Source organism: Phytohabitans flavus, assembly GCF_011764545.1.
Taxonomy (GTDB): Bacteria; Actinomycetota; Actinomycetes; order Mycobacteriales; family Micromonosporaceae; genus Phytohabitans; species Phytohabitans flavus.
Genome location: NZ_AP022870.1, coordinates 2485933 through 2505235 on the forward strand (window position 1 = coordinate 2485933; position 19303 = coordinate 2505235).

General features: G+C 72.1%; 18 protein-coding genes. 15 read left to right on the plus strand and 3 right to left on the minus strand.

Annotation, left to right across the window (positions count from 1 at the left end; all coding sequences use genetic code 11):
• Position 1 precedes the first annotated feature (1 nt).
• Complete coding sequence (locus tag Pflav_RS10725; protein ID WP_173035839.1) at positions 2–1033, minus strand: LLM class flavin-dependent oxidoreductase; 1032 nt, start codon at positions 1031–1033, stop codon at positions 2–4.
• 78 nt (positions 1034–1111) lie between these two features.
• Between Pflav_RS10725 and Pflav_RS10730 the strand changes: the two genes are divergently transcribed.
• The 10 genes from Pflav_RS10730 (at position 1112) to Pflav_RS10770 (ending at position 9420) form a co-directional block, all read left to right on the plus strand.
• Positions 1112–2341 carry a metal-dependent hydrolase family protein gene (locus tag Pflav_RS10730; protein ID WP_173035841.1) on the plus strand — a complete coding sequence of 410 codons (1230 nt, stop codon included), beginning with the start codon at positions 1112–1114 and terminating at the stop codon, positions 2339–2341.
• 39 nt (positions 2342–2380) lie between these two features.
• On the plus strand, positions 2381–2608 hold the full coding sequence (locus Pflav_RS10735) for a hypothetical protein (protein ID WP_173035842.1): 228 nt from the start codon (positions 2381–2383) through the stop codon (positions 2606–2608).
• Positions 2605–3972, plus strand: a complete 1368-nt coding sequence (locus tag Pflav_RS10740; protein WP_173035844.1) for an ABC transporter substrate-binding protein — start codon at positions 2605–2607, stop codon at positions 3970–3972. Before Pflav_RS10735 ends, Pflav_RS10740 begins: the two co-directional genes overlap by 4 nt.
• A complete protein-coding gene (locus Pflav_RS10745) occupies positions 3969–5003 on the plus strand; it encodes an ABC transporter permease (protein WP_173035846.1) in 1035 nt (344 codons plus the stop codon). The genes Pflav_RS10740 and Pflav_RS10745 overlap by 4 nt, the downstream gene beginning before the upstream one ends.
• A 3-nt stretch (positions 5004–5006) precedes the next feature.
• Positions 5007–6044: an ABC transporter permease gene (locus Pflav_RS43480; RefSeq protein ID WP_197938323.1), complete on the plus strand. Its 1038-nt coding sequence runs from the start codon at positions 5007–5009 to the stop codon at positions 6042–6044.
• Positions 5966–6874: an ABC transporter ATP-binding protein gene (locus Pflav_RS43485; protein ID WP_197938325.1), complete on the plus strand. Its 909-nt coding sequence runs from the start codon at positions 5966–5968 to the stop codon at positions 6872–6874. The genes Pflav_RS43480 and Pflav_RS43485 overlap by 79 nt, the downstream gene beginning before the upstream one ends.
• Before the next feature lie 50 nt (positions 6875–6924).
• Positions 6925–7623: an ABC transporter ATP-binding protein gene (locus Pflav_RS10755; RefSeq protein ID WP_232071233.1), complete on the plus strand. Its 699-nt coding sequence runs from the start codon at positions 6925–6927 to the stop codon at positions 7621–7623.
• A gap of 54 nt (positions 7624–7677) precedes the next feature.
• Positions 7678–8040 (plus strand): BlaI/MecI/CopY family transcriptional regulator, encoded by a 363-nt coding sequence (locus Pflav_RS10760; RefSeq protein WP_173035850.1) that lies wholly within the window; start codon positions 7678–7680, stop codon positions 8038–8040.
• Positions 8037–8870, plus strand: a complete 834-nt coding sequence (locus Pflav_RS10765) for a M56 family metallopeptidase (protein WP_173035852.1) — start codon at positions 8037–8039, stop codon at positions 8868–8870. Before Pflav_RS10760 ends, Pflav_RS10765 begins: the two co-directional genes overlap by 4 nt.
• A gap of 82 nt (positions 8871–8952) precedes the next feature.
• The gene (locus tag Pflav_RS10770; protein WP_173035854.1) at positions 8953–9420 is read left to right on the plus strand and encodes a DUF6194 family protein; all 468 of its coding nucleotides are present in this window, start codon (positions 8953–8955) and stop codon (positions 9418–9420) included.
• Between the two features lie 22 nt (positions 9421–9442).
• Here Pflav_RS10770 and Pflav_RS10775 read toward each other — a convergent pair whose 3' ends face one another.
• Positions 9443–11797 carry a hypothetical protein gene (locus Pflav_RS10775; RefSeq protein ID WP_173035856.1) on the minus strand — a complete coding sequence of 785 codons (2355 nt, stop codon included), beginning with the start codon at positions 11795–11797 and terminating at the stop codon, positions 9443–9445.
• A 122-nt stretch (positions 11798–11919) separates the two neighbouring features.
• Here Pflav_RS10775 and Pflav_RS10780 point away from each other — a divergent pair, with 122 nt between their 5' ends.
• From Pflav_RS10780 to Pflav_RS10790, 3 genes are read left to right on the plus strand one after another with little or no spacing between them, the layout of a single operon-like run.
• A complete protein-coding gene (locus tag Pflav_RS10780) occupies positions 11920–12438 on the plus strand; it encodes a PadR family transcriptional regulator (protein ID WP_173035857.1) in 519 nt (172 codons plus the stop codon).
• A complete protein-coding gene (locus tag Pflav_RS10785; protein ID WP_173035859.1) occupies positions 12435–13172 on the plus strand; it encodes an ABC transporter ATP-binding protein in 738 nt (245 codons plus the stop codon). Before Pflav_RS10780 ends, Pflav_RS10785 begins: the two co-directional genes overlap by 4 nt.
• A gap of 2 nt (positions 13173–13174) precedes the next feature.
• Positions 13175–15013: an FtsX-like permease family protein gene (locus Pflav_RS10790; protein ID WP_173035862.1), complete on the plus strand. Its 1839-nt coding sequence runs from the start codon at positions 13175–13177 to the stop codon at positions 15011–15013.
• Positions 15014–15203: 190 nt separating this feature from the next.
• Here Pflav_RS10790 and Pflav_RS10795 read toward each other — a convergent pair whose 3' ends face one another.
• Complete coding sequence (locus tag Pflav_RS10795; protein WP_173035863.1) at positions 15204–15941, minus strand: YcnI family protein; 738 nt, start codon at positions 15939–15941, stop codon at positions 15204–15206.
• 195 nt (positions 15942–16136) lie between these two features.
• On the opposite strand from Pflav_RS10795, the gene nhaA reads away from it, so the two are divergent.
• Together nhaA and Pflav_RS10805 are read left to right on the plus strand one after the other, a co-directional pair.
• Positions 16137–17447: a Na+/H+ antiporter NhaA gene (gene nhaA / locus Pflav_RS10800; RefSeq protein ID WP_173035865.1), complete on the plus strand. Its 1311-nt coding sequence runs from the start codon at positions 16137–16139 to the stop codon at positions 17445–17447.
• Between the two features lie 541 nt (positions 17448–17988).
• Entirely contained in the window at positions 17989–19245 is a 1257-nt protein-coding gene (locus tag Pflav_RS10805) for an HNH endonuclease signature motif containing protein (protein WP_232071235.1), read from the plus strand.
• Positions 19246–19303 lie beyond the last annotated feature (58 nt).

Consider the following 19303-nt stretch of genomic DNA (forward strand, 5'->3'; position numbering starts at 1 on the left):
GTCACCCCCGCGACAGCGGAGACACTACATCTTGGGCGATCCGGCGGGCGAGCCCCGCGGTCGAGGTGCCCGCGACCGGGAAGAGCACGAACGACACATGATCGATACCGCAGGCGTGGATCACCCGCAGTCGCTCGCGGACACTTTCCGGCGTGCCGTGCACGGCGAACGCGTCGACGATGTGGTCGGGCAGCAGCCGGGCCGCCTCCTCGGGCGTCTTCGTCGGGTACCGCCAGCCGCGCGCGTCGAGGTGGTCGCGCAGCGACGTCGGGAGCTTGATGCCGATGCGGTCCAGGATCGGCCGGCTGGTGATCAGGGAGGCGAGCACGATCTTGCTGACCGCGGTACGGGCGGCGGCCGGGTCGTCGTCGACCGATACGTACAGCCAGGACATGATGTCGACGTCCGCCGCGCGCCGGCCGGCCCGCTCGATGCCCCGCCCCACCATGTCCAGCGCGTACTTCAGTCCGCCGGGCTCGGCGAAGCCGCCGATGATCGCGCCGTCCGCGACCTCGCCGGCGAGCTGGAGGATCTTCGGTCCGCGCGCGGCCAGGTAGACCGGGATCGGGCGGAGCGGTGCGAAGTCGAGCTGGGTGGCGCGCAGCGCGAACGCCTCGCCCTCGTAGGTCACCGTCTCGCCCTGGAAGAGCATGTGTGCGATCTGTACCGCCTCGCGCAGTGTCCGGACGGGGTTTGTCCGCTTGACGCCATAGGCGTCGAGCCCACCGCCGGCGCCGTACGCGAGCGTGGCCCGGCCACCGGAGAGCTCGTCGATCGTGGCGATCGCGGCCGCGGTGTGCGCGGGGTGCCGGGTGTACGGGTTGGTGACCGCCGGCCCCAGCCCGATCCGCGTGGTCGCGTTGGCGATCGTCGCCAGGCTCACGTACACGTTGCGCAGCAGCCGCTCGTCCGGAACCCACACGTCGTCGAAGCCGAGCGTCTCGTACTCCCGGGCCCGGCTGGCGAGCTCGGGCATGGGCTGCTCGACGAGCGACGCGACACCCCAGCGAAGGGGACGATCCTCCAGCGACATACGAGAAGGTTACACCAGGAAAGACGCTGTTGCGCTCAACGCTACACTTCCGTGAAAAAATCACGTTCGGAGGTTGCCGTGCCGACGACATTGCTCACCGGGGCCAGGGTCTTCGACGGCACCGGGGCTGACCCGCGCGAGCAGGATCTGACGATCGACGGCGAATTCCTGCGGCTCGGCCGAGCGGAAAACGCCGACGAGACCGTGGATCTCACCGGCCTGACCGTACTACCGGGGTTCGTGGACGCGCACGTACATGTCTGCCTAAGCAACCTCGACCTGATGGCGAACCTGGGGTACCCCTTCTCTTACCAGTTCTTCCTGGCCGAGCGAAACCTTCGCCGCACCCTCGACGCCGGCGTCACCACGGTCCGCGACGCGTCCGGCGCCGACCTCGGCATCCAGCGGGCGGTGGACGACGGCCTGATCGACGGCCCGGCCCTGCGTATCTCGATCATCGCGCTCAGCCAGACCGGCGGGCACGGCGACCACTGGCTGCCCAGCGGCAACTCACCGGAGATCCTCCTCCCGCACCCGGGCCGCCCGTCCGGCATCGTGGACGGTCCGGACGAGGCCCGCAGGCGGGTACGCGAGCTGATCCGTAACGGCGCCAACTTCATCAAGGTGAACACCTCGGGCGGCGTCTTCTCGCCCCGCGACAACCCCGCGCACGCGCACTTCACCCAGGAGGAGCTGGACGCGATCGTCAGCGAGGCGGCCCGCGTGGACGTACCGACGATGGCCCACGCGCACGGCGCCGCCGGTATCAAGGCCGCGATCCGGGCCGGCGTGCGGTCGGTCGAGCACGGTACCGACCTGGACGACGAGGCGATCGCGCTGATGCTGGAGCGGGGCACCTGGCTCGTGCCGACGCTCGGGGTCACCCAGTTCATCATCGACCGGATCGACCAGGGCGCGGCCGTCGCGCCCGGCATCGCCGAGAAGGCACGGGCCAACCACGCCATGCGCGCAGACTCGTTCAAGCGCGCGGTCGACGCGGGCGTACGGATCGCGATGGGCTCGGACGCGGCCGCCGAGATGCACGGCCGGAACCTGGTCGAGCTGCGGCTGATGGCGGAGGGCGGGCTGGCGCCGCTGCGCGTGCTGGAGGCGGCCACCCGCTCCGCGGCCGAGCTGCTCGGCATCGACGACCGGGTCGGCACGATCGGCGACGGCAAGCAGGCCGACCTGGTCGTTGTATCCGGTGACCCGTTGGACTTCGCCGCGTACCCAGGGAACATCGTTCGCGTGTACCGGAAGGGAAAGCTGGTCCGCCACAATCAGGCCTTCTCCCGCCTGACGCAATAGCTTAGCGCCTAACGCAACATGCGATCCGGAGGCCCTCAGATGAGAAGACCCCAGCTTCTGGCCGCGGCGGGCCTCGCGCTCGCGCTGGCGGCGACCTCGGCCTGCTCTGGTGACAACGACGGCGGCGACTCGAACGCGAACGGGAACTTCGCCAGCGGTGGCACGTTCACTTTCGCGGTCGCGGGTGACCCCGGCACCCTCAACCCCTCAACAACACCGCGACGACGGCCAACTGGCTGTTCCGCTTCCTCTACCAGCCGCTCGTGACCCGCAAGGAGGACGGCTCGGTCGGGCCGGGCCTCGCCACGAAGTGGGACTTCGACGGCACCAAGGCGGTCTTCACCCTGGACCCGAACGCGACCTGCTCGGACGGCAGCAAGATCACACCGAGCGTCATCGCGAAGAACTTCACCTGGGTCAAGGACCCGAAGAACACCTCGACGGTCATCGGGGCGGTGCTGCCCAACCGCGACTTCACGTTCGTGGCCGACGACGCGGCGGGCACCTTCACGCTCACACTCGACAGCCCGTTCAGCAACCTGCTGCCGTCGCTGTCCTTCATGCACCAGGCCTGCGGCGCCGGTGGCGAAAACCCGGCCGGCCTCACGACCACGAGCAGCGGCTCCGGCCCGTTCGTGCTGAAAACCGCGACCCCCAACAGCGAGTACGTGATGACCAAGCGGCCCGGCTTCCCGGGCAACGACGCACCGGGGGTACCCGACCAGGTCGTCATGAAGATCGTCGACAGCGAGTCGACGGCGGCCAACCTGCTGCTCTCCGGCGCGATCAACGCGGCGGTCGTCAACGGTCAGGACCGGGCGCGGTTGACCGCGGCGGGTGCCACCGAGAAGACGTACGTAAGCGGCGGCGTGGTCATCTCGTTCAACCACCAGGAAGGGCGGATCACCGCGGACAAGGCGGTCCGCGTGGCGCTCACCCAGGCGCTCGAGCGGGGCGCGGTGGCCAAGGTGGTCACGCAGGGGCTGCTGCCCGAGGCGGGTACCAGCGTCTCCGCCGCGCAGCCGCAAATCTGCGACGACGCCTCGGCCGCGTCCGCCATCCCGGCCTTCGACGCGTCCGCCGCCGAGTCGACCCTGACCGGTGACGGCTGGACCAAGGGTGGCGACGGCATCATGACCAAGGGCGGCAAGCAGCTCGCGTTCCAGCTCGGGTACAGCACCGCGACGCCGGGTGCGGCCGCGGCGGCGGAGCTTATGGCGGACGCGTTCGGCAAGATCGGCGCGAAGGCCACGATCTCCCCGTTCGCGCAGGCGGACTACACCCAGCGGGTCTTCACCACCGGTGACTACGACGTGATGCTGCAACAGTTCAGCAACCCGTTCCCGTCTACGCTGATTGGGCTGCTGGCCGGCCCGTTCCCGCCGGACGGCACCAACGCCGGGCACGTGGCCAACAAGACGTACGCCGACGCGGTCGCCGCCGCACGGACCGCGTCCACGCAGGACGCGGCCTGCCAGAGCTGGACCGCGGCGTCCAAGGCCCTCTTCGAGGAGGCGGACATGATCCCGATCGCCAGCTGGCCGACCAACTGGGTGGTCAAGAACGCGGTGATGGACACGCTCGGCGGGCGCCCGATCGCCGAGAGCGTCCGGCTCCTCCAGCCAAGATGACGACGAGCACGGCGGAGGTCGGCAAGCGCCCGGCCTCCGCCGGCCGCCCCGAGCGTGGCGCGCACGCAGCGCGGGGCCGCAAGGTGCCCGGCTGGGTACCCGACCTCGCCTGGAAGCTGCTCCGCCTGGTCATCTCGATCTGGGCGGTGCTCACGCTGACGTTCCTGATGATCCAGTTCATCCCCGGCGACCCGGTGCGGCTGGCCCTCGGGCCCGACGCGCCGGCCAGCCTCGTCGAGGAGCGGCGGCACCAGCTCGGCCTCGACCAGCCGCTCGTCGCGCAGTACCTCGACTACTGGGGCCGGATGCTCACCGGCGACTTCGGTGACTCGCTGCTCAGCCAGCAGCCGGTGAGCCTGCTCGTCGAGGCCCGGATCGCCAACACCGCCACGATCGTGGCGCTGTCGCTGCTGGCCATCTCGGTCGTGTCGATCCTCGGCGGCCTGCTCGTCGGCATCGCCACCCACCGCGGCCGGCGGCCGCTGCTGGGGACCGGGTTCACGCTGGCAACCGGCATCGCGGCGGCGCTGCCCGACTTCCTCGTGGCCGTCGGGCTCGTCTTCCTCTTCGCGGTGACGTTCACGATCTTCCCGGTGGCCGGCGCGTCGAGCGCCGCGTCGTTCGTACTGCCCACGCTCGCGATCACGCTGGGCTCCGCGGCCACGATGATGCGCGTCGTCCGTTCCTCCACAGCGGTGGTACTCGACCAGGACTACATGCTCGTCGCCCGCGCGAAACGGCTGCCGTCGACCCGGGTGTACCTGCGGCACGGCCTGCCCAACCTGCTGACCGCCGCGCTCACGCTCGGTGGCCTTCAGCTCGGTACGGTCGTGACCGGCACGATCGTCGTGGAGAACGTCTTCGCGATCCCCGGCCTCGGCACCGCGCTCGTGCAGGCGCTCACCACCCGCGACTACCCGGTGGTGCAGACCATCATGGTGCTGCTCGCCAGCGCGGTGCTCGTGCTCAACCTGCTGATCGACGTGGCGCTGGGCGCGCTCGACCCGCGCTCGAAGCGGCAGCGGGGCTGACCGATGCGCAGACAGCTCCGTACCGTCTTCTCCACCGTCACCGGCAGCGTCGCCGCCGTACTGCTGCTCCTGCTCGTCCTCCTCGCGATCGTCGGCCCGATCGTCTGGTCGGCCAAGGCGAACGCGATCGACGTGGCCAAGGCGTGGCTGCCGCCGAGCGGGGAGCACTGGTTCGGCACCGACGAACTCGGCCGGGACATGTTCGCCCGCAGCCTCGTCGCCACCCGGCTCTCGCTGCTCAGCGCGGTCGCCGCGAGCGGGATCGCGATCGTCGTCGGGGTACCGATCGGGCTGCTCGCCGCGCTCTTCGGGCCGCGGCTGACCAGCGCCTTCCAGTCGGTGGTGAACGTGGCGATCGCGTTCCCCGCGCTGCTGACCGCGATGTTCGTCGGCACCGTCATCGGCATCGGTGTACCCGGCGCGGTGCTCGGCGTCGGCATCGCGCTGGCGCCGATGTTCGCCCGGCTCACCCAGACCCTCACCGCCTCGGTGGTCTCACTCGACTATGTCGCGGCCGCGCGCACGATGGGGGTACCGCTGCACAAGCTTGTCGGCCGGCACATCCTCGCGAACGTCGCCGAGCCGCTCGTCATCACCGCGACCACCTCGGTCGGTACCTCGCTGCTGGGCATCTCCGCGCTCAGCTTCCTCGGGCTCGGCGCGCGCCCGCCGCAGTACGACTGGGGTGGCCTGCTCAGCACCGGCCTCAAGGCGATCTACACGAGCCCGCTGGCGGCGATCGGCCCGGGCGCGCTGATCGCCCTCTCCGGCATCGTGTTCAGCCTCCTCGGCGAGGTGATCGCCGGCGCGTTCGGCGACAGCCAGGCGGGCCGCCGCTTCGGCCGGGTCGCTCGGGCGATGGCCCGCCGCTCTTCAAAAGCGACTCTCCCTCCTTCGGATGTCCTGCTGGATGTGGCGAACCTCCGGGTCGGGTTTCCTTCCGAAGCGGGGAGCTTCCCGCCGTGCGGGGTGTCTCGCTGCGGGTCGCCGCCGGCGAGCGGGTCGGCATCGTGGGCGAGTCCGGCTCCGGCAAGAGCGTGACCGTGATGGCGATCGCGCAGCTCGTCGAGCACCCGGCCGTGGTCTCCGCCGACCGGCTGAGCTTCCTGGGCACCGAACTGTCCACGATGGCCTCCGCCGCCCGCCGCCGCTTCCTCGGCACCAACCTCGCGATGGTCTTCCAGAACCCGATGAGCAGCCTCAACCCGGCGATGCGGATCGGCGCCCAGCTCACCGAAGTGGCCCGGGTCCACTCCGGACTGTCCGGTTCGGACGCTCGCACCCGCGCCGCGGACCGGCTTGCCGAGGTGGGCATCGCGGACTCCGCCCGGCGGCTGCGCCAGTACCCGCACGAGTTCTCCGGCGGTATGCGGCAACGCGCGATGATCGCGATGGGGCTGATGGAGACGCCCCGCCTCGTCATCGCCGACGAGCCGACCACCGCGCTCGACGTGACGGTACAGCGGCAGATCCTCGACCTGCTGCTCGCCATCAACCGGGACGCGGGCGCGGCGATCCTGCTCATCTCGCACGACATCTCGGTCATCGCCAACGTCTGCGAGCGGGTCGTGGTCATGTACGCCGGTGTCGTGGTCGAGGACCTGCCGGTGGCGAGCCTGTTGCGGGCGGCCGCGCATCCGTACACCCGGGCGCTGATCGCCTCGGTGCCGGACATGGCCACCGACCGCGCGGCCGACCTCGCCACGATCCCCGGCCGCCCGCCGGCGCTGGACAGCCTGCCGTCCGGGTGCCCGTTCGCGAACCGGTGCGCGTTCGCGACCGACCAGTGTGTCGAGGAGATGCCACCGCTGTCCCCGATGGCCGACGGGCACCTGGCCGCGTGCTGGCATCCACAGGGAGGCGCGTTGTGAGCGGTCTTGTGGTCCGTGGCCTGACTGTCCGATATGGAGGCCGGACGGTCGTGGACAATGTGGACCTCGACGTTACCGACGGCCGGGTGCTCGGCCTGGTCGGCGAGTCAGGCTCGGGCAAGTCGACGATCGCCCGCGCGGTGCTCGGCCTGGCCCCGGTGCACGCGGGCACGATCACCGCCGGCGGCCAGGAGGTCCGCCGGCTCTCCGCCCGGCAGCGGGCCCGCCGGGTACAGATGATCTTCCAGGACCCGTTCGGCTCGCTGAACCCGCGAATGAACGTCGGCGGCATCATCCGCGAGGGCCTCGAAGCGCTCGGCGAACTGCCCGCGCGCGAGCGGGCCGCCGAGGTCACCCGCCTGCTGGAGCTGGTGTCGCTCTCGCCCGACCTGGCCGAGCGCCTGCCCCGCCGCCTCTCCGGCGGCCAGCGGCAGCGGGTCGCGATCGCCCGCGCACTCGCCGCGCGGCCCGGCGTGCTGATCGCCGACGAGATCACCTCCGCGCTCGACGTGTCGGTACAGGCGCAGGTGCTCAACGTGCTGCGCGGCATCCTCGCCGCCGAACGCTTCTCGATGCTCTTCATCTCGCACAACCTCGCGGTCGTCCGCTACATCAGCGACGACATCGCCGTGATGCGCGACGGCGTGATCGTCGAGACCGGCCCGGTCGACGAGGTGCTCGCCGCACCCCGCCACCCGTACACCCGCGAGCTGCTCGCCGCGATCCCGCAGCTGCACCCTGTCACGTGAGCGTTACGCATGCGGGCCTCGCGCGTTGACCGAAGCGGGACCTGGAGGTGAGCGGTGAGGGGACACCGTGCGCATGGCGCGCTGGCCGCTGAGGTCGTGGCGGCCCTCGCGGCCGCGGAGGCACCGCTCAGCCCGGCCGAAGTGCAGGCGGCACTTGGGTCGGAGCTGGGGGAGGACAAGGTGCAGGCGACACTCGTGCGGCTGTGGGAAATAGGAGTGGTGGCCCGCCGGCCCGTGGAGGGGCGGGGCCACGTGTACTGGCCGATGAGGGATGCGGCGGCGGACGCCGCGAGCAGGATGCGGACCGCGCTGGCCGGGCGGCGGCCCAAACGGGCGGCGCTGCGCCAGTTCGTGACCAGCCTGCGCGGGGTCGACGCCGACCGGCTACGGGCGCTGCTGGTGCGGCTCAGATCATGAGTCTCGCCGTGCCCCTGCCCGTCGCGTTGTCGTTGCTGCTGGCGATCCTCGCGCCCCGGGCGGTGCGGCGCACGGCACCCGCGCTCGCCGCGCGTGGCCTGGTGGTCGCGGCGGTGGTGACGTCCGGCGCATACGCGGCCTGCCTGTTGATGCTGGCCTCGACGCTGATGGAGGACCTGCTGCCACTGTCCACAAGCGACGGTGGCGCGGGTCCGATCGCCGCGGTGGCCGCGGTGCTGTTGGCGTGGGGGCTGTGGCGGCTCGCCGGTGACCTGGCAGTGCGGCGCGGGATGCGGCGGCGCCTGCGCGGCGTCGGTCGCCCGCGCGGCAGCGGCCTCGTCGTGGCCGAGTGGGACGAGCCGCACGCGCTCGCGGTGCCCGGGCGGCCGGGCCACGTCCTGGTCACGACCGGCATGCTGCGCGCGCTGGACGCGGGCGAGCGGCGGGCGATGCTCGCCCACGAGCGGGCCCACCTGACCCGCCACCACGACCGGCTCGTGTCGTGGGCGGCGGCCGCCGCGGCGTTCGACCCGTTTCTGGCATCGGTCCGCGACGAGGTCGCCCACCAGGCCGAACGCTGGGCCGACGAGGAGGCCGCCGCCGTGGTCGGCGACCGCGCGCTGGTCGCCCGCGCCGTCACCCGCGCGGCGCTCGCGGGCCATCCGCCTTCGCCGGCGACATCCGGCACGGGTGGGTCCGGCATCCTTCATCGGGTACGGGCGCTGAGTCACCCCGCACCGGACAGTGAGCGGGGGATCGTGCTCCTGCTCGTGCTCATCGCGGTCGCGGTGGCCGAGGTCGCGGTCGTCGCGGCCGCCTGGCTGGCCTGACCTCGATTCGAGGGTTCGACCGCCTCGTCCAGGGCAGTTCGCGTCAAAGTCTCAACTAGGAGTTCAATGAAACACTTGAGGCATGGATGCGACTGAGATGAGGCGGTACGTCGAGGCGGAGTTCGCCGGGGTCCGCACGACCGAGGCCTACGGCGACACCTTCTTCCTCTACGACCCGGACGGCGACCTCCCGCCCGAGCGGCAGATGCCGTTCGCGACGATCGTGACCGGTGACCACTACGAGAAGGTGTCCAAACTGGACGGACGGGACGCCTACCGGCTCAACATCGGGCTGACCAAGGCCACGTACACCGCGATGTTCGGCGACCCACCCACCGAGCGGGACGCGGACGGCGTGCTGGCGACCGGGTACGACCAGACCGCCGAGGACACGCTGATGCCGCACCCGGTCTACGGCTCCCAGTACTGGGTGTGCGTGGTCAACCCGGGGGCGGCGACCCTCCCGGCGGTGCGGTCGCTGCTCGCCGAGGCGCACGACTACGCCGCCCGCAAGCACGCCAACCACCGCCGCCGCGCCGGGGCGGGCTGACCACCCCTGCCCGGTGGAGGCGTCAGGGGCGGCCGTTCTGGGCGAGGCGGTCCTGTAGGCGCGCGTGGCGGAACTGGTAGACCGAGCCGACCACCCGCAGCACGCTGCGGCGGTGCGCGTCCTCGAGGAAGGTCATGCCGCGGGCCGGGCCGTCGCCGCGTACCCGCAGCTGGAGGAAGGCCAGGGTGGTCCGCCAGGTGCTGGACACCGTGAGCGCCGCGGCGATGGTCGTGGCGACCCCGACCGCGACGCCGGTGACGAGCCCGACCCCGACGGCGACGTACAGCGGGTCGTGGCGGGCCATCGCCATCGCGTCGGTGACCCCGGCCGCGACGCCCACCGCGAGGCCGAAGACGCCGCCGACGGCGAGGCTGCGCCGCCCGTCCTGCCGCCACGCGGAGACCGGGTCGAGCGGTGCGGCCACGTCCAGCGACGCCGCGGAGAAGCCGTCGACGAGGCCGAACGCGAGGATGAACGTGGCGCCGATGACGATTCCGGTGACCAGCCCGGCGGGTGCCCCGTCGCTGAGGCCCACCGGGATGCCGGTGAACAGGCCGATCGGTACCCCGGTCGCGAAGCCCGCGGGCAGGCCCAGGGTGAGGCCCGCGCGCAGCGTGCCCGCCGCGCCGGACTGGGGTGGCAGGCCCGGTCCGCTGGGCGGGACACCGGTCTGGGAGACGAACCCGGTCGCGGCGCCGGCGGCGAGCGCGGCGCCGATCGCCACCACCAACCCGACCGCGCCGATCGTCGGGCCGACGGTGAGCACGGTGGCGATCCACGCCGCGATTCCGGCCACGAGTGCCATGCCCAGGTTGAAGCGGTGCCCGGAGGTGCCGGTCAGGCCGCCGACCGGGGACTCGCGGCGCTCGATCGCGAGGCCGATCGCCAGGCCCAGGAAGAGTCCGATGACCGCGGCCGGTCCACTGTCGATGGTGTCGCGTTCGCCGAAGTCCTCGGTGAACCGCGCGATGACGGCGGTCGTCGCGGCGGCCGTGAGCGCGCCGAGGAGGGTGGTGGCGACCACCCGTACGACGGCCGCCGCCCAGCGGTGTACCCGCCACCAGGCAAGGTCGCGGGTGCCGTCGCGGTCCATGGCCACGGCGAGGAAGACAAGCCAGCGGCGGGCCTGGTCCAGGTCGTACCGGCCCGGCGGCTTGCCCGGACGGCGGCGGTAGGCGGCCGGCAGCACCCGGTCGAGCAGGTGGTCCTCCACCTCGCCGGGCGTGGCGAACCGGTCCGGCGCGAGCAGCTCGTCGAGCTCTGCCGGCTCGGGGAAGGTGTCCCGCAGCAGCGTCACGGTCAGCGGGGAGGAGAGCGCCTGGGCGAGCGGGCTCGCCGGCTCCGCGCCCAGCCGGTCGAGCAGGCGGCGCCACTCCGGCGGCGGCTCGGCGAGCTGCCAGCGGGCGAGGTAGTCGGTGGCCACTGTGGACGGTACCGGCCGCAGCTCCAGGGTGGCCGCCCCGCGCAGGCGGAAGCGGCGGACCGCCTCGGCGTACTCCCCGGTGCGGCTGAACAGCACGAGTCGCCCGGTGGCCTGCGCGTCGAGGGCTTCCAGCGCGGCCGGCCGTACCGGCGCCGCCAGCTCGTCGAACCCGTCGAGGAACAGCGCGACCCGGCGCTCCTCGACGAGCCGGCGGGCGACGTCCGGGCCGTACTTGGGTGCGCGCAGGAAGCGGAAGTCGCTCGCGATCCGGGCGGCCAGCCAGGCGTCGAGCGGCTCCCGCTCCGGGTCCCAGCCCTGCGGGGTGACCAGCACCGGTACCGGCACCGCGGCGCGCTCGGCGGGGGCGAGGGCGGCGCGGTGCACCAGCGCCTCCAGCACGGTGAGGATGGCGGCCGCGGACTTGCCGGCGCCGGGTCCACCGAGGACGGTCGTGCGCCCCGAGGCGATGCCCGCGTACACCGCGAACAGCTCGGGCAGGCCACCGGCCCGTACCGTGTCGGCGGTGGCCGGGGCCGTCCCCGGCAGCGGCGCGAACCGGCCGTGCGCGAGACCACCCCGGCCGACCGCGTCGTCGACCTGCCCGCTCACCGAGCCGCTCGACCACTCCCACCGCACCGGGATCGGGCCGAGCAGCTGGCGGTCGGCGACGGCCGCCTCCCACTGCCGCCGTACCGCGCGGGCCAGGTCGTCGGCGGCGGCGTCGAGCGCCGCGTCCTGGTCGATGCCCTGCCAGTGCCGGCGCCGCCAGAGCGCCGCACCGGCGGCGGTGACCAATGGCGTGAAGATCGCGGTCCCGATCGAGACCACGATGCCGATCACCTGCTGGTCGCCGCCGGCGAGCACCACCGCGAGGACGGCTCCACCTACGAGGGCGAGCACGAGGAGGGCGAGCAGGGCCAGCGGCCACGGTCGCAGGCGGTCGGTGGCCGGCATGGCGAGAAGTCTGACAGGCGCCCTGGCACGGCGGCTAGCCGAACAACGACCGCACTCAGCGCCAGTAGCTTTACTCTTCTAGATAACGGTTGTAGATTACCGTTATCTAGAGGGGGTGGACGGTGCGCGAAGCGATGCTGGCCATGCTGGCCAAAGAGCCGGCGCACGGCTATGAGCTGCGGCAACGGCTGATCCAGGCGCTCGGGCCGATCGGCGAGGTGGTCAACTCCGGGCAGATCTACGTCACGCTGGGCCGGCTGGAGAAGGCCGGGTTCGTGCGGGGCGTGCAGGTCGAGCAGAGCGCGGCGCCGGACAAGCGAGTCTACGAGGCGACGCCGGAGGGGCGGGAGCACGTCGCCGCCTGGCTGCTGGACGCCTCGTGGCCCAAGGTCGCGCCGACCGAGTTCCACCTCAAGCTGGTGGCCGCCGCCGCGACCGGGCTGGCCGATCCGGTGGCGCTCATCGACGCGCAGCGTCGTGAGCTGTTGCGCCGCCTGCGTGAGGTGCAGCTGCTCGCCGAGTCCGAGCCACCCGACGGGGACGGGGTCTTGATCCTAGAGGGCAGCGCCCTCCGGCTACAGGCCGACATCCGCTGGCTCGAAGCGTGCGAGCAGCGGTGGAGCGCGAGGAGAGCGGGATGAGCGGGATCATCGAGACGGCTGGGCTGAGCCGGTTCTATCCGGGTGACGGGGCACCGGTGCGGGCGGTCGACGGGGTGGACATGTCGGTGGCCGAGGGCGAGTCGGTGTCGGTCATGGGGCCGAGCGGCTGCGGCAAGTCGACACTCCTGCACCTGGTCGGCGGGCTGGAGCGGCCTACCGCGGGCACGGTCACGATCGCGGGGCAGCGGGTCGACGGGCTGTCCGAGGCGGCGTGGGCGCGGCTGCGGCGGCGCAGTGTCGGGTTCGTCTTCCAGGCGTTCCACCTTGTCGACGAGCTGTCCGCGGTGGAAAACGTCGAGCTGCCCGCGCTGCTCGTCGGCACCTCCCGGCGGGCCGCGCGGCGGCGGGCGATGGAGCTGCTGGAGCGGCTGGGCGTGGCGGACCGGGCGACACACCTGCCCGACCGGCTCTCCGGCGGTCAGCAGCAGCGGGTGGCGCTGGCTCGCGCCCTGGTCAACGAACCGGTGCTGGTGCTCGCCGACGAGCCGACCGGAAACCTCGACAGCCACGCGACAGGTGAGATCCTGCGGCTCTTCGCCGGGCTGCGCGAGGCCCGGCAGACGCTGCTGCTGGTCACCCACGACCCGCGGGTTGCGGCCAGCGCCGACCGGCTGCTCACCATGCGTGACGGGCAGATCGTCGAGGACACCCGGCTCGACGGCGGGCTCCCGCGGCAGGCGGTCCTCGCCCAGATCGCCGGCTGGGAGGCGTAGCGGTGCGCGCCTTCGCCCTCATCGCCCGCCTGGCCTGGCGCAACCTGCGCCACCGGCCGGGCCAGGCGGTCATGCTGCTGCTGGCCCTCTGCCTGGCCACCACCACGCTCAGCCTGGCCCTCGCGGTCAACGGCGCCGGCGACCGCTCCTGGGAGCGGGTCTGGCGCGACACAAACGGTCCGCATGTGCAGAGCTTCTTCGGGTACGGGGCGGAGCGCACGCCGAGCGATGCCACGCTGGCCAAGGTGCGCGCCGACCTGGCCGCGCTCACCACCGCCCCGGGCGTGGTCGCCGCCAGCGGACCGTGGGACGCGATGGTCACCACCGGCGAGGTCGCCGGCGACCGCATGGACGTCGAGGTGCTGGTTCGCGACCCGGCGCCGGCCGCCGTCGGACAGCCGCTGCTCACCGAGGGACAGTGGCTCGACGGGGGAGACGGGGTGGTCCTGGAGGAAGGGCTCGCCTCGACGATGCGCGTGCGGCTCGGCGACACCGTGACGGTCGCCGGCCAGGCGCTGCCCGTGCGCGGCGTCGCGATGACGTCCACGACCGGCCGCTTCCCGATGTACCAGCCGGGGCGGATCTGGGTCAACCAGCCCACCGGCGAGCGGATCCAGGCGGGCGGCGGCGTCGAGGCGTTCGCCTCCTCGGTCGAGCTGCGGCTCGCCCAGCCTGGCGACGCGGCGGCGTTCGTGGCGGCGCACGCCCCGCCCCCGCCACGGCGCGGCGAGTTCTTCTACGTTGGACTGTCCACATGGGAGCAGCTGCGGGACGGCTCGCACGACGACCTCTCCGCCTTCGCGATCGCGCTGGTCGGCATCGGTGTCCTGCTCGGGCTGCTGACCATCGCCACCGCCGCGGTCCTGGTGGCCAGCCGCATGGCAGCACAGATCCGCCAGGTCGGCACGCTCAAGGCGATCGGGGTCACGCCCGGTCAGGTGACGATGGTGCTGCTCGCCGAGTACCTGACCGTGGCCGGGCTCGCCGCGGCCGTCGGGCTCGCCGCCGGCCAGATGCTGACGCCGATGCTCGCCGGTGTCTCGCTCAGCCTCTACGGCTCTCCGCAGGCACCACCGGTCACGTGGGAGCGGGCGGCGCTGGTCGTCGCGGTCGCCGTCGCGGTGGTGCTCCTCGCCACGGTACGGCCGGCGTTGCGCGGTGCCCGGCGCAGCACGTTGCGCTCGCTCGCCACGAGCGCACGGCCGCCGCGCCGGTCCAGCCGCGTCGGCGGGCTCGCCAGCCGGCTCGGCCTGCCACTGCCGGTGGTACTCGGACTGCGTTCCGCCCTGCGCCGGCCCGGCCGGGTGCTCGCCAACGCCGCCGGCCTCACCCTCGGGGTGGCGATGGTCGTCATCGGCCTCGGGCTGGACCGCAGTGTCCACATCTTCATGACCGAGCAGACGCCCGACGAGGTCGAAGCGCCCGGCGCCGAGATCGTCGCCGAGGTCGTCGACCGGCTGGTCGCCGTCGTCTACGCGGGAGCCGGGCTGCTCCTGGCCCTCGCGGCGGTCAACGCCGTGGTCGTCGCGGTGTTCGCGGCCCGCGACAGCGCCCGCAACCACGCCATCCTGCGTACGGTCGGGGCGACGCCGCGCCAGACGATGGTCGCGTTCGTGGTCGCCCAGCTCGGCGGCTGCCTACTGGCCTGCGCGGCGGGCATCCCGCTCGGCGTGCTGCTCTTCAACCTGGTCGCCGACGACGACCTGGCCCCGATCCGGCTCACGTTCGGCACGTACGCGGCGGTGGCGGTGATCGTCCCACTCGTGTACGCGGCGATCGTGGCGGTGCCCGCGCGCCTGTTCGGCAGCCGCCCGGTCACGCCGTCGCTGTCGTACCAGTGACCAGGCCCCGGGGCCGAGCCGCGCCACGTCGGTTCGGCCCCGGAAGCTCGGCCGGCTGAGACCCCGGCCGGCCCGCCGGCCCCGGGGCGGGCGCGGTCAGCTCGGGCGGGCGCTGCCGGGTGGCGGCTGGCGTGCTCCTTCGGTCGGAGCTTGCTGGCCCCAGGGCTGCCGGCCCTCGGGGCCGCTGCGGTCAGCTCGGGCGGGCTGCTCCCGCGCGGCGCCAGGCGAGTAGGCCGAAGACGAGGCCGGCCAGGCCCGCGACAAGCCCGCCCAGGCCCGCGAACGTCGCCAGGCCGTCGCCGTCCTCGCCGGTGTCCTCTGTGGAGCCGGCGAGGTTGACGTTCGCGTTCGCCGCGGTCGACGCGCCCTCCGCCGGCGCCTTGGCCAGCTTCAGCACCGGCGCCGGGTGCTCCGGCTCCTCACCGCCGGCCGCCGACGGCTCCTCGATCCAGCGCACGATCTCGTTGTTCGAATACGTTTGCAGCGCCTTGAACACGATCTTGTCCACCTCGGGCAGCGGCCCCGCCGACACCTCGAACTCCTGGAACTGCCCCGGCTTGACCTCGCTGCCCTGTGCGGCCGTCCAGGTGATCTTCAAGACCGCCTCGGTGATCTCCTCGCCGTGCGCCTTCAGCGGCGTGGCCGGCTTCCCCCGCTCCACCGTCGCGGTCCAGCCCGGCGTGGGCCGTACCGACACCGACGCGATCGCGGTCTCGGCCGGGATGTTCACCTCGACCTTGGTGGTGGAGGCGTTGTCGCGCTCGTTCGGCACCCGGAACGCCAGCTTCGCGTACCCGCCCTGGGTAGCCTCCCGCGGGTTCACCGTCACATGCGCGGACGCGGGACCCACCCCGATCCCGACCGCCGCCACCGCGCCGGCCAGCACCGCCACGCCGAGCCCCGCCACGATCCGTGCTGCTGCTCGCATCACCGCTCCTCATCCGTTCCGCCGGCGCCGTGCCGGCGCCGACAAGCACCGGATACCAAGTCGGGCGCGAAGGCCGAAAAGTTCCCGCCGCGCCGGTTTGGGATAGCCCTGGGCCGGGGCATGTAGGGTTGGGGCGGCGCGCCGGGAAGTCTGGTCGGCATTTGTGCTGGTGTGACCCCGGAAAGGCGACCCTTCATGGCTGTTCCGCGTGCCAAGCCGCGGCTTTTCCGGCTCGGATCGTGGGTCGAGGCGCGGCGGATGGCGGCGATCCTGCGCCAGGAGACGATCGGCGGCGCGCTGCTGCTCGGCGCCGCGCTCGTCGGCATTGTCTGGGCCAACACACCCTGGTCCGCCGGTTACGCGTCGCTGCGGGAGTACCAGCTCGGCCCGTCCGCCCTGCACCTCGACCTCAGCGTCGCGACCTGGGCGGCCGACGGCCTGCTGGCCATCTTCTTCTTCGTGGCCGGGCTGGAGCTCAAGCGCGAGTTCGTCGCCGGCGACCTGCGCGACCCACGGCGGGCGGCGGTACCTGTCGCGGCGGCGATCGGTGGCGTGGCGGTACCCGCCATCCTGTACCTGCTCATCGCCGGAGGAGCCGGTGGCGACGCCACCCGCGGATGGGCGGTGCCCACCGCGACGGACATCGCGTTCGCCCTGGCGGTGCTCGCGGTCGTCGGCCGGCATCTGCCCAGCGCGCTGCGCACGTTCATGCTGACGCTGGCCGTGGTCGACGACCTCATCGCCATCCTGATCATCGCGGTCTTCTACACCACCGACCTCGATGTGCTCCCGCTGCTCGGTGCGCTCGTACCGCTCGCCGGGTTCGGCCTGCTCGTCCGGCGCCGGGTCCGGTCGTGGTGGTTGCTGCTGCCGCTCGCCGCCGCCACCTGGGTGCTGGTACACGAGTCAGGGGTGCACGCGACCGTGGCCGGGGTACTGCTGGCGTTCACGGTCCCGGTCGGGAGCAACGGCGACGGGCTCGCGGAGCGATTCGAGCACCGCTTCCGGCCGATCTCGGCGGGCGTGGCGGTACCCGTGTTCGCGTTCCTGACAGCCGGCGTGACCATCGGCGGCCTGGACGGCCTCGCGGACGCTCTCAGCGACCCGGCCGCGGTCGGCGTCGTCGCCGGGCTGATCGTCGGCAAGGCGATCGGCATCACGGCTGCGACATGGCTCGTCGCCCGGTTCACCAAGGCCAGCCTGGACGAGGGACTCCGCTGGGCGGACGTGGTAGGGCTGGGGATGCTCGGCGGGATCGGGTTCACCGTGTCACTGCTGATCGGCGAACTCGCCTTCGGACCCGGCTCGCCCCGCGCCGAGCACGTGACCGTCGCGGTGCTGGCCGGCTCGGTCGGGGCCGCCCTCCTGGCGACCGCTGTGCTCCGGCTCCGCGACCGCGCACACCGCCGCCTCCAGGAGGCCCAGGCCGCGGACGAGGACCACGACGGGGTACCGGACGCCTACCAAGCCGGCGCGGCCGACCGCAAGACCGGCGACGGGTTGTGAAGCACGGACGGATCTCCGGCCTCCGGCATCGGGAGCCGCTCGTCGGGCTTTGAAGACGTATTTCCGCCAAGGAGCCTGTTGCAGAATCGCCAGATTCGCATGAAACAAGGGTCGCGTTGACCCTCGTTGGCCGCCATTCGCCGGCCAACGGCCGACTCAGCCCTGTTTCCTCAACACACGCTGTCGTCGGGCCATTTTGCAACAGGCTCCAAGGCGGCTGCCAAGGCTGCCATGAGTCGCCACAAAGGGTCTTCTGGGGCAAGGTCGCCCTGCCGCTGGAGCGATACCGATCGCTAGGTTCTGAATCTGTAGGCCTGTCAGGGCTGGGGTATTGGGGCTTGTCCGGGTGATGCCGTTGGAAGCCTTTGCTCTGCTTCCCTATGGGAGGCAGAGCCCGGCCGTTTGTCGCCGCTCGTGCTGACTCCAAGCCTCCCGTCGCCGCCAGGAACTCCGCCTCATTTCTCGCAAGATTGCAATTCGAATATTCCTAGATCGACGAATATAACTGGTGGTCTTGGTGTTGATGCGAGACAATTAACGGGTGTCCAGGGAGGCGTTAGAGCAGCTGCGCGAGGTAGCCAGTAAATGCGCTACCGCGTCGGTCTGGACCCTGGGCGATGACGAGCTTGTCGATTCGCTGGACACGATCCACCAAGCGTTGCAAACGCTTACCGCAGCCCAGTTGCATTTGATCCGGGAGATCGACGGTCGCGGTCTGCCGATCGCGCAGCACGCGTCCAGCATGGCGGTGTGGTTGCGGGAGCGTCACCGGATCAGCATCCACGCCGCGAAACGGCTGGCCGACCTCGCGAAGGCGGTTGACGAGCGGCCGGCCCTCGACACCGCCCTGGTCGCGGGTGCGGTCAACGCGGAGCAGGCCACGGTCATCGCCACTGCGGTCCGGGACCTTCCCGCCGACCTCGGCCCTGATCTGGTTGATGAGGCGGAGGCGGTGCTGATCGGTCAGGCCGAGCAGTTCGAGCCCACCATCCTGCGCAAAGCTGGCCAGCGGATCCTCGCCCACGTCGCTCCCGAGATCGCCGACGCTCGCGATGCCGCCGCGTTGCAGCGGCAGGAAGCCCGCGCCTGGCAGACGCGGGCGTTTCAGCTCACCCGTCTCGGCGACGGACGCGTAAGGGTCACCGGCTGGCTGGACGAGGCCGGCGCCGCGAGCGTCAACGCGGCGTTGGATCCGTTGTGTGCGCCCCGCCATGACGACGACGAGCCGCGCACGCCGGGACAGCGTCGGGCGGATGCGTTGGTCGAGGTGTGCGACCTGGCCACCCGGACGGAGCGGTTGCCGGACAATGGTGGGCAGCGGCCGCACGTGATGGTCACCGTTCCGTTCGAACTGCTAGAGCAGCAGTTCGGCGTTGGGGTGTTGGACACTGGTGGGCGGCTCAGCCCCACGCAGGTCCGCCAGTTGGCTTGTGACGCGCAGCTGATTCCGGCGTTGCTTGGCGGCGACGGGCAGGTCCTGGACCTGGGCCGGACGCGGCGGCTGATCAGCGGGTCGTTGCGGCGGGCGCTGGAGCTGCGTGACCGGGGATGTGCCTTCCCGGGCTGTGATCGGCCGCCGCGCTGGTGCGACGGGCACCACATCCAATCATGGGCCGACGGCGGACCTACCAGCCTGGACAACAGCGTGCTGTTGTGCGGCTACCACCACCGCATCATCCACCGTGGACACTGGACCATCCGGCTCCGCGTCGAGGACGGCAGGCCGGAGTTCATCCCACCCGCCTACGTCGACCCGCGGCAGCGACCCCGTCGAAACCCTTACCACCACCAGACGTGATGGCCATAGGCTCGGGGAGCTTTCGGGGTTGAGGTAGGTGGGTCGGTCCACGATGCCG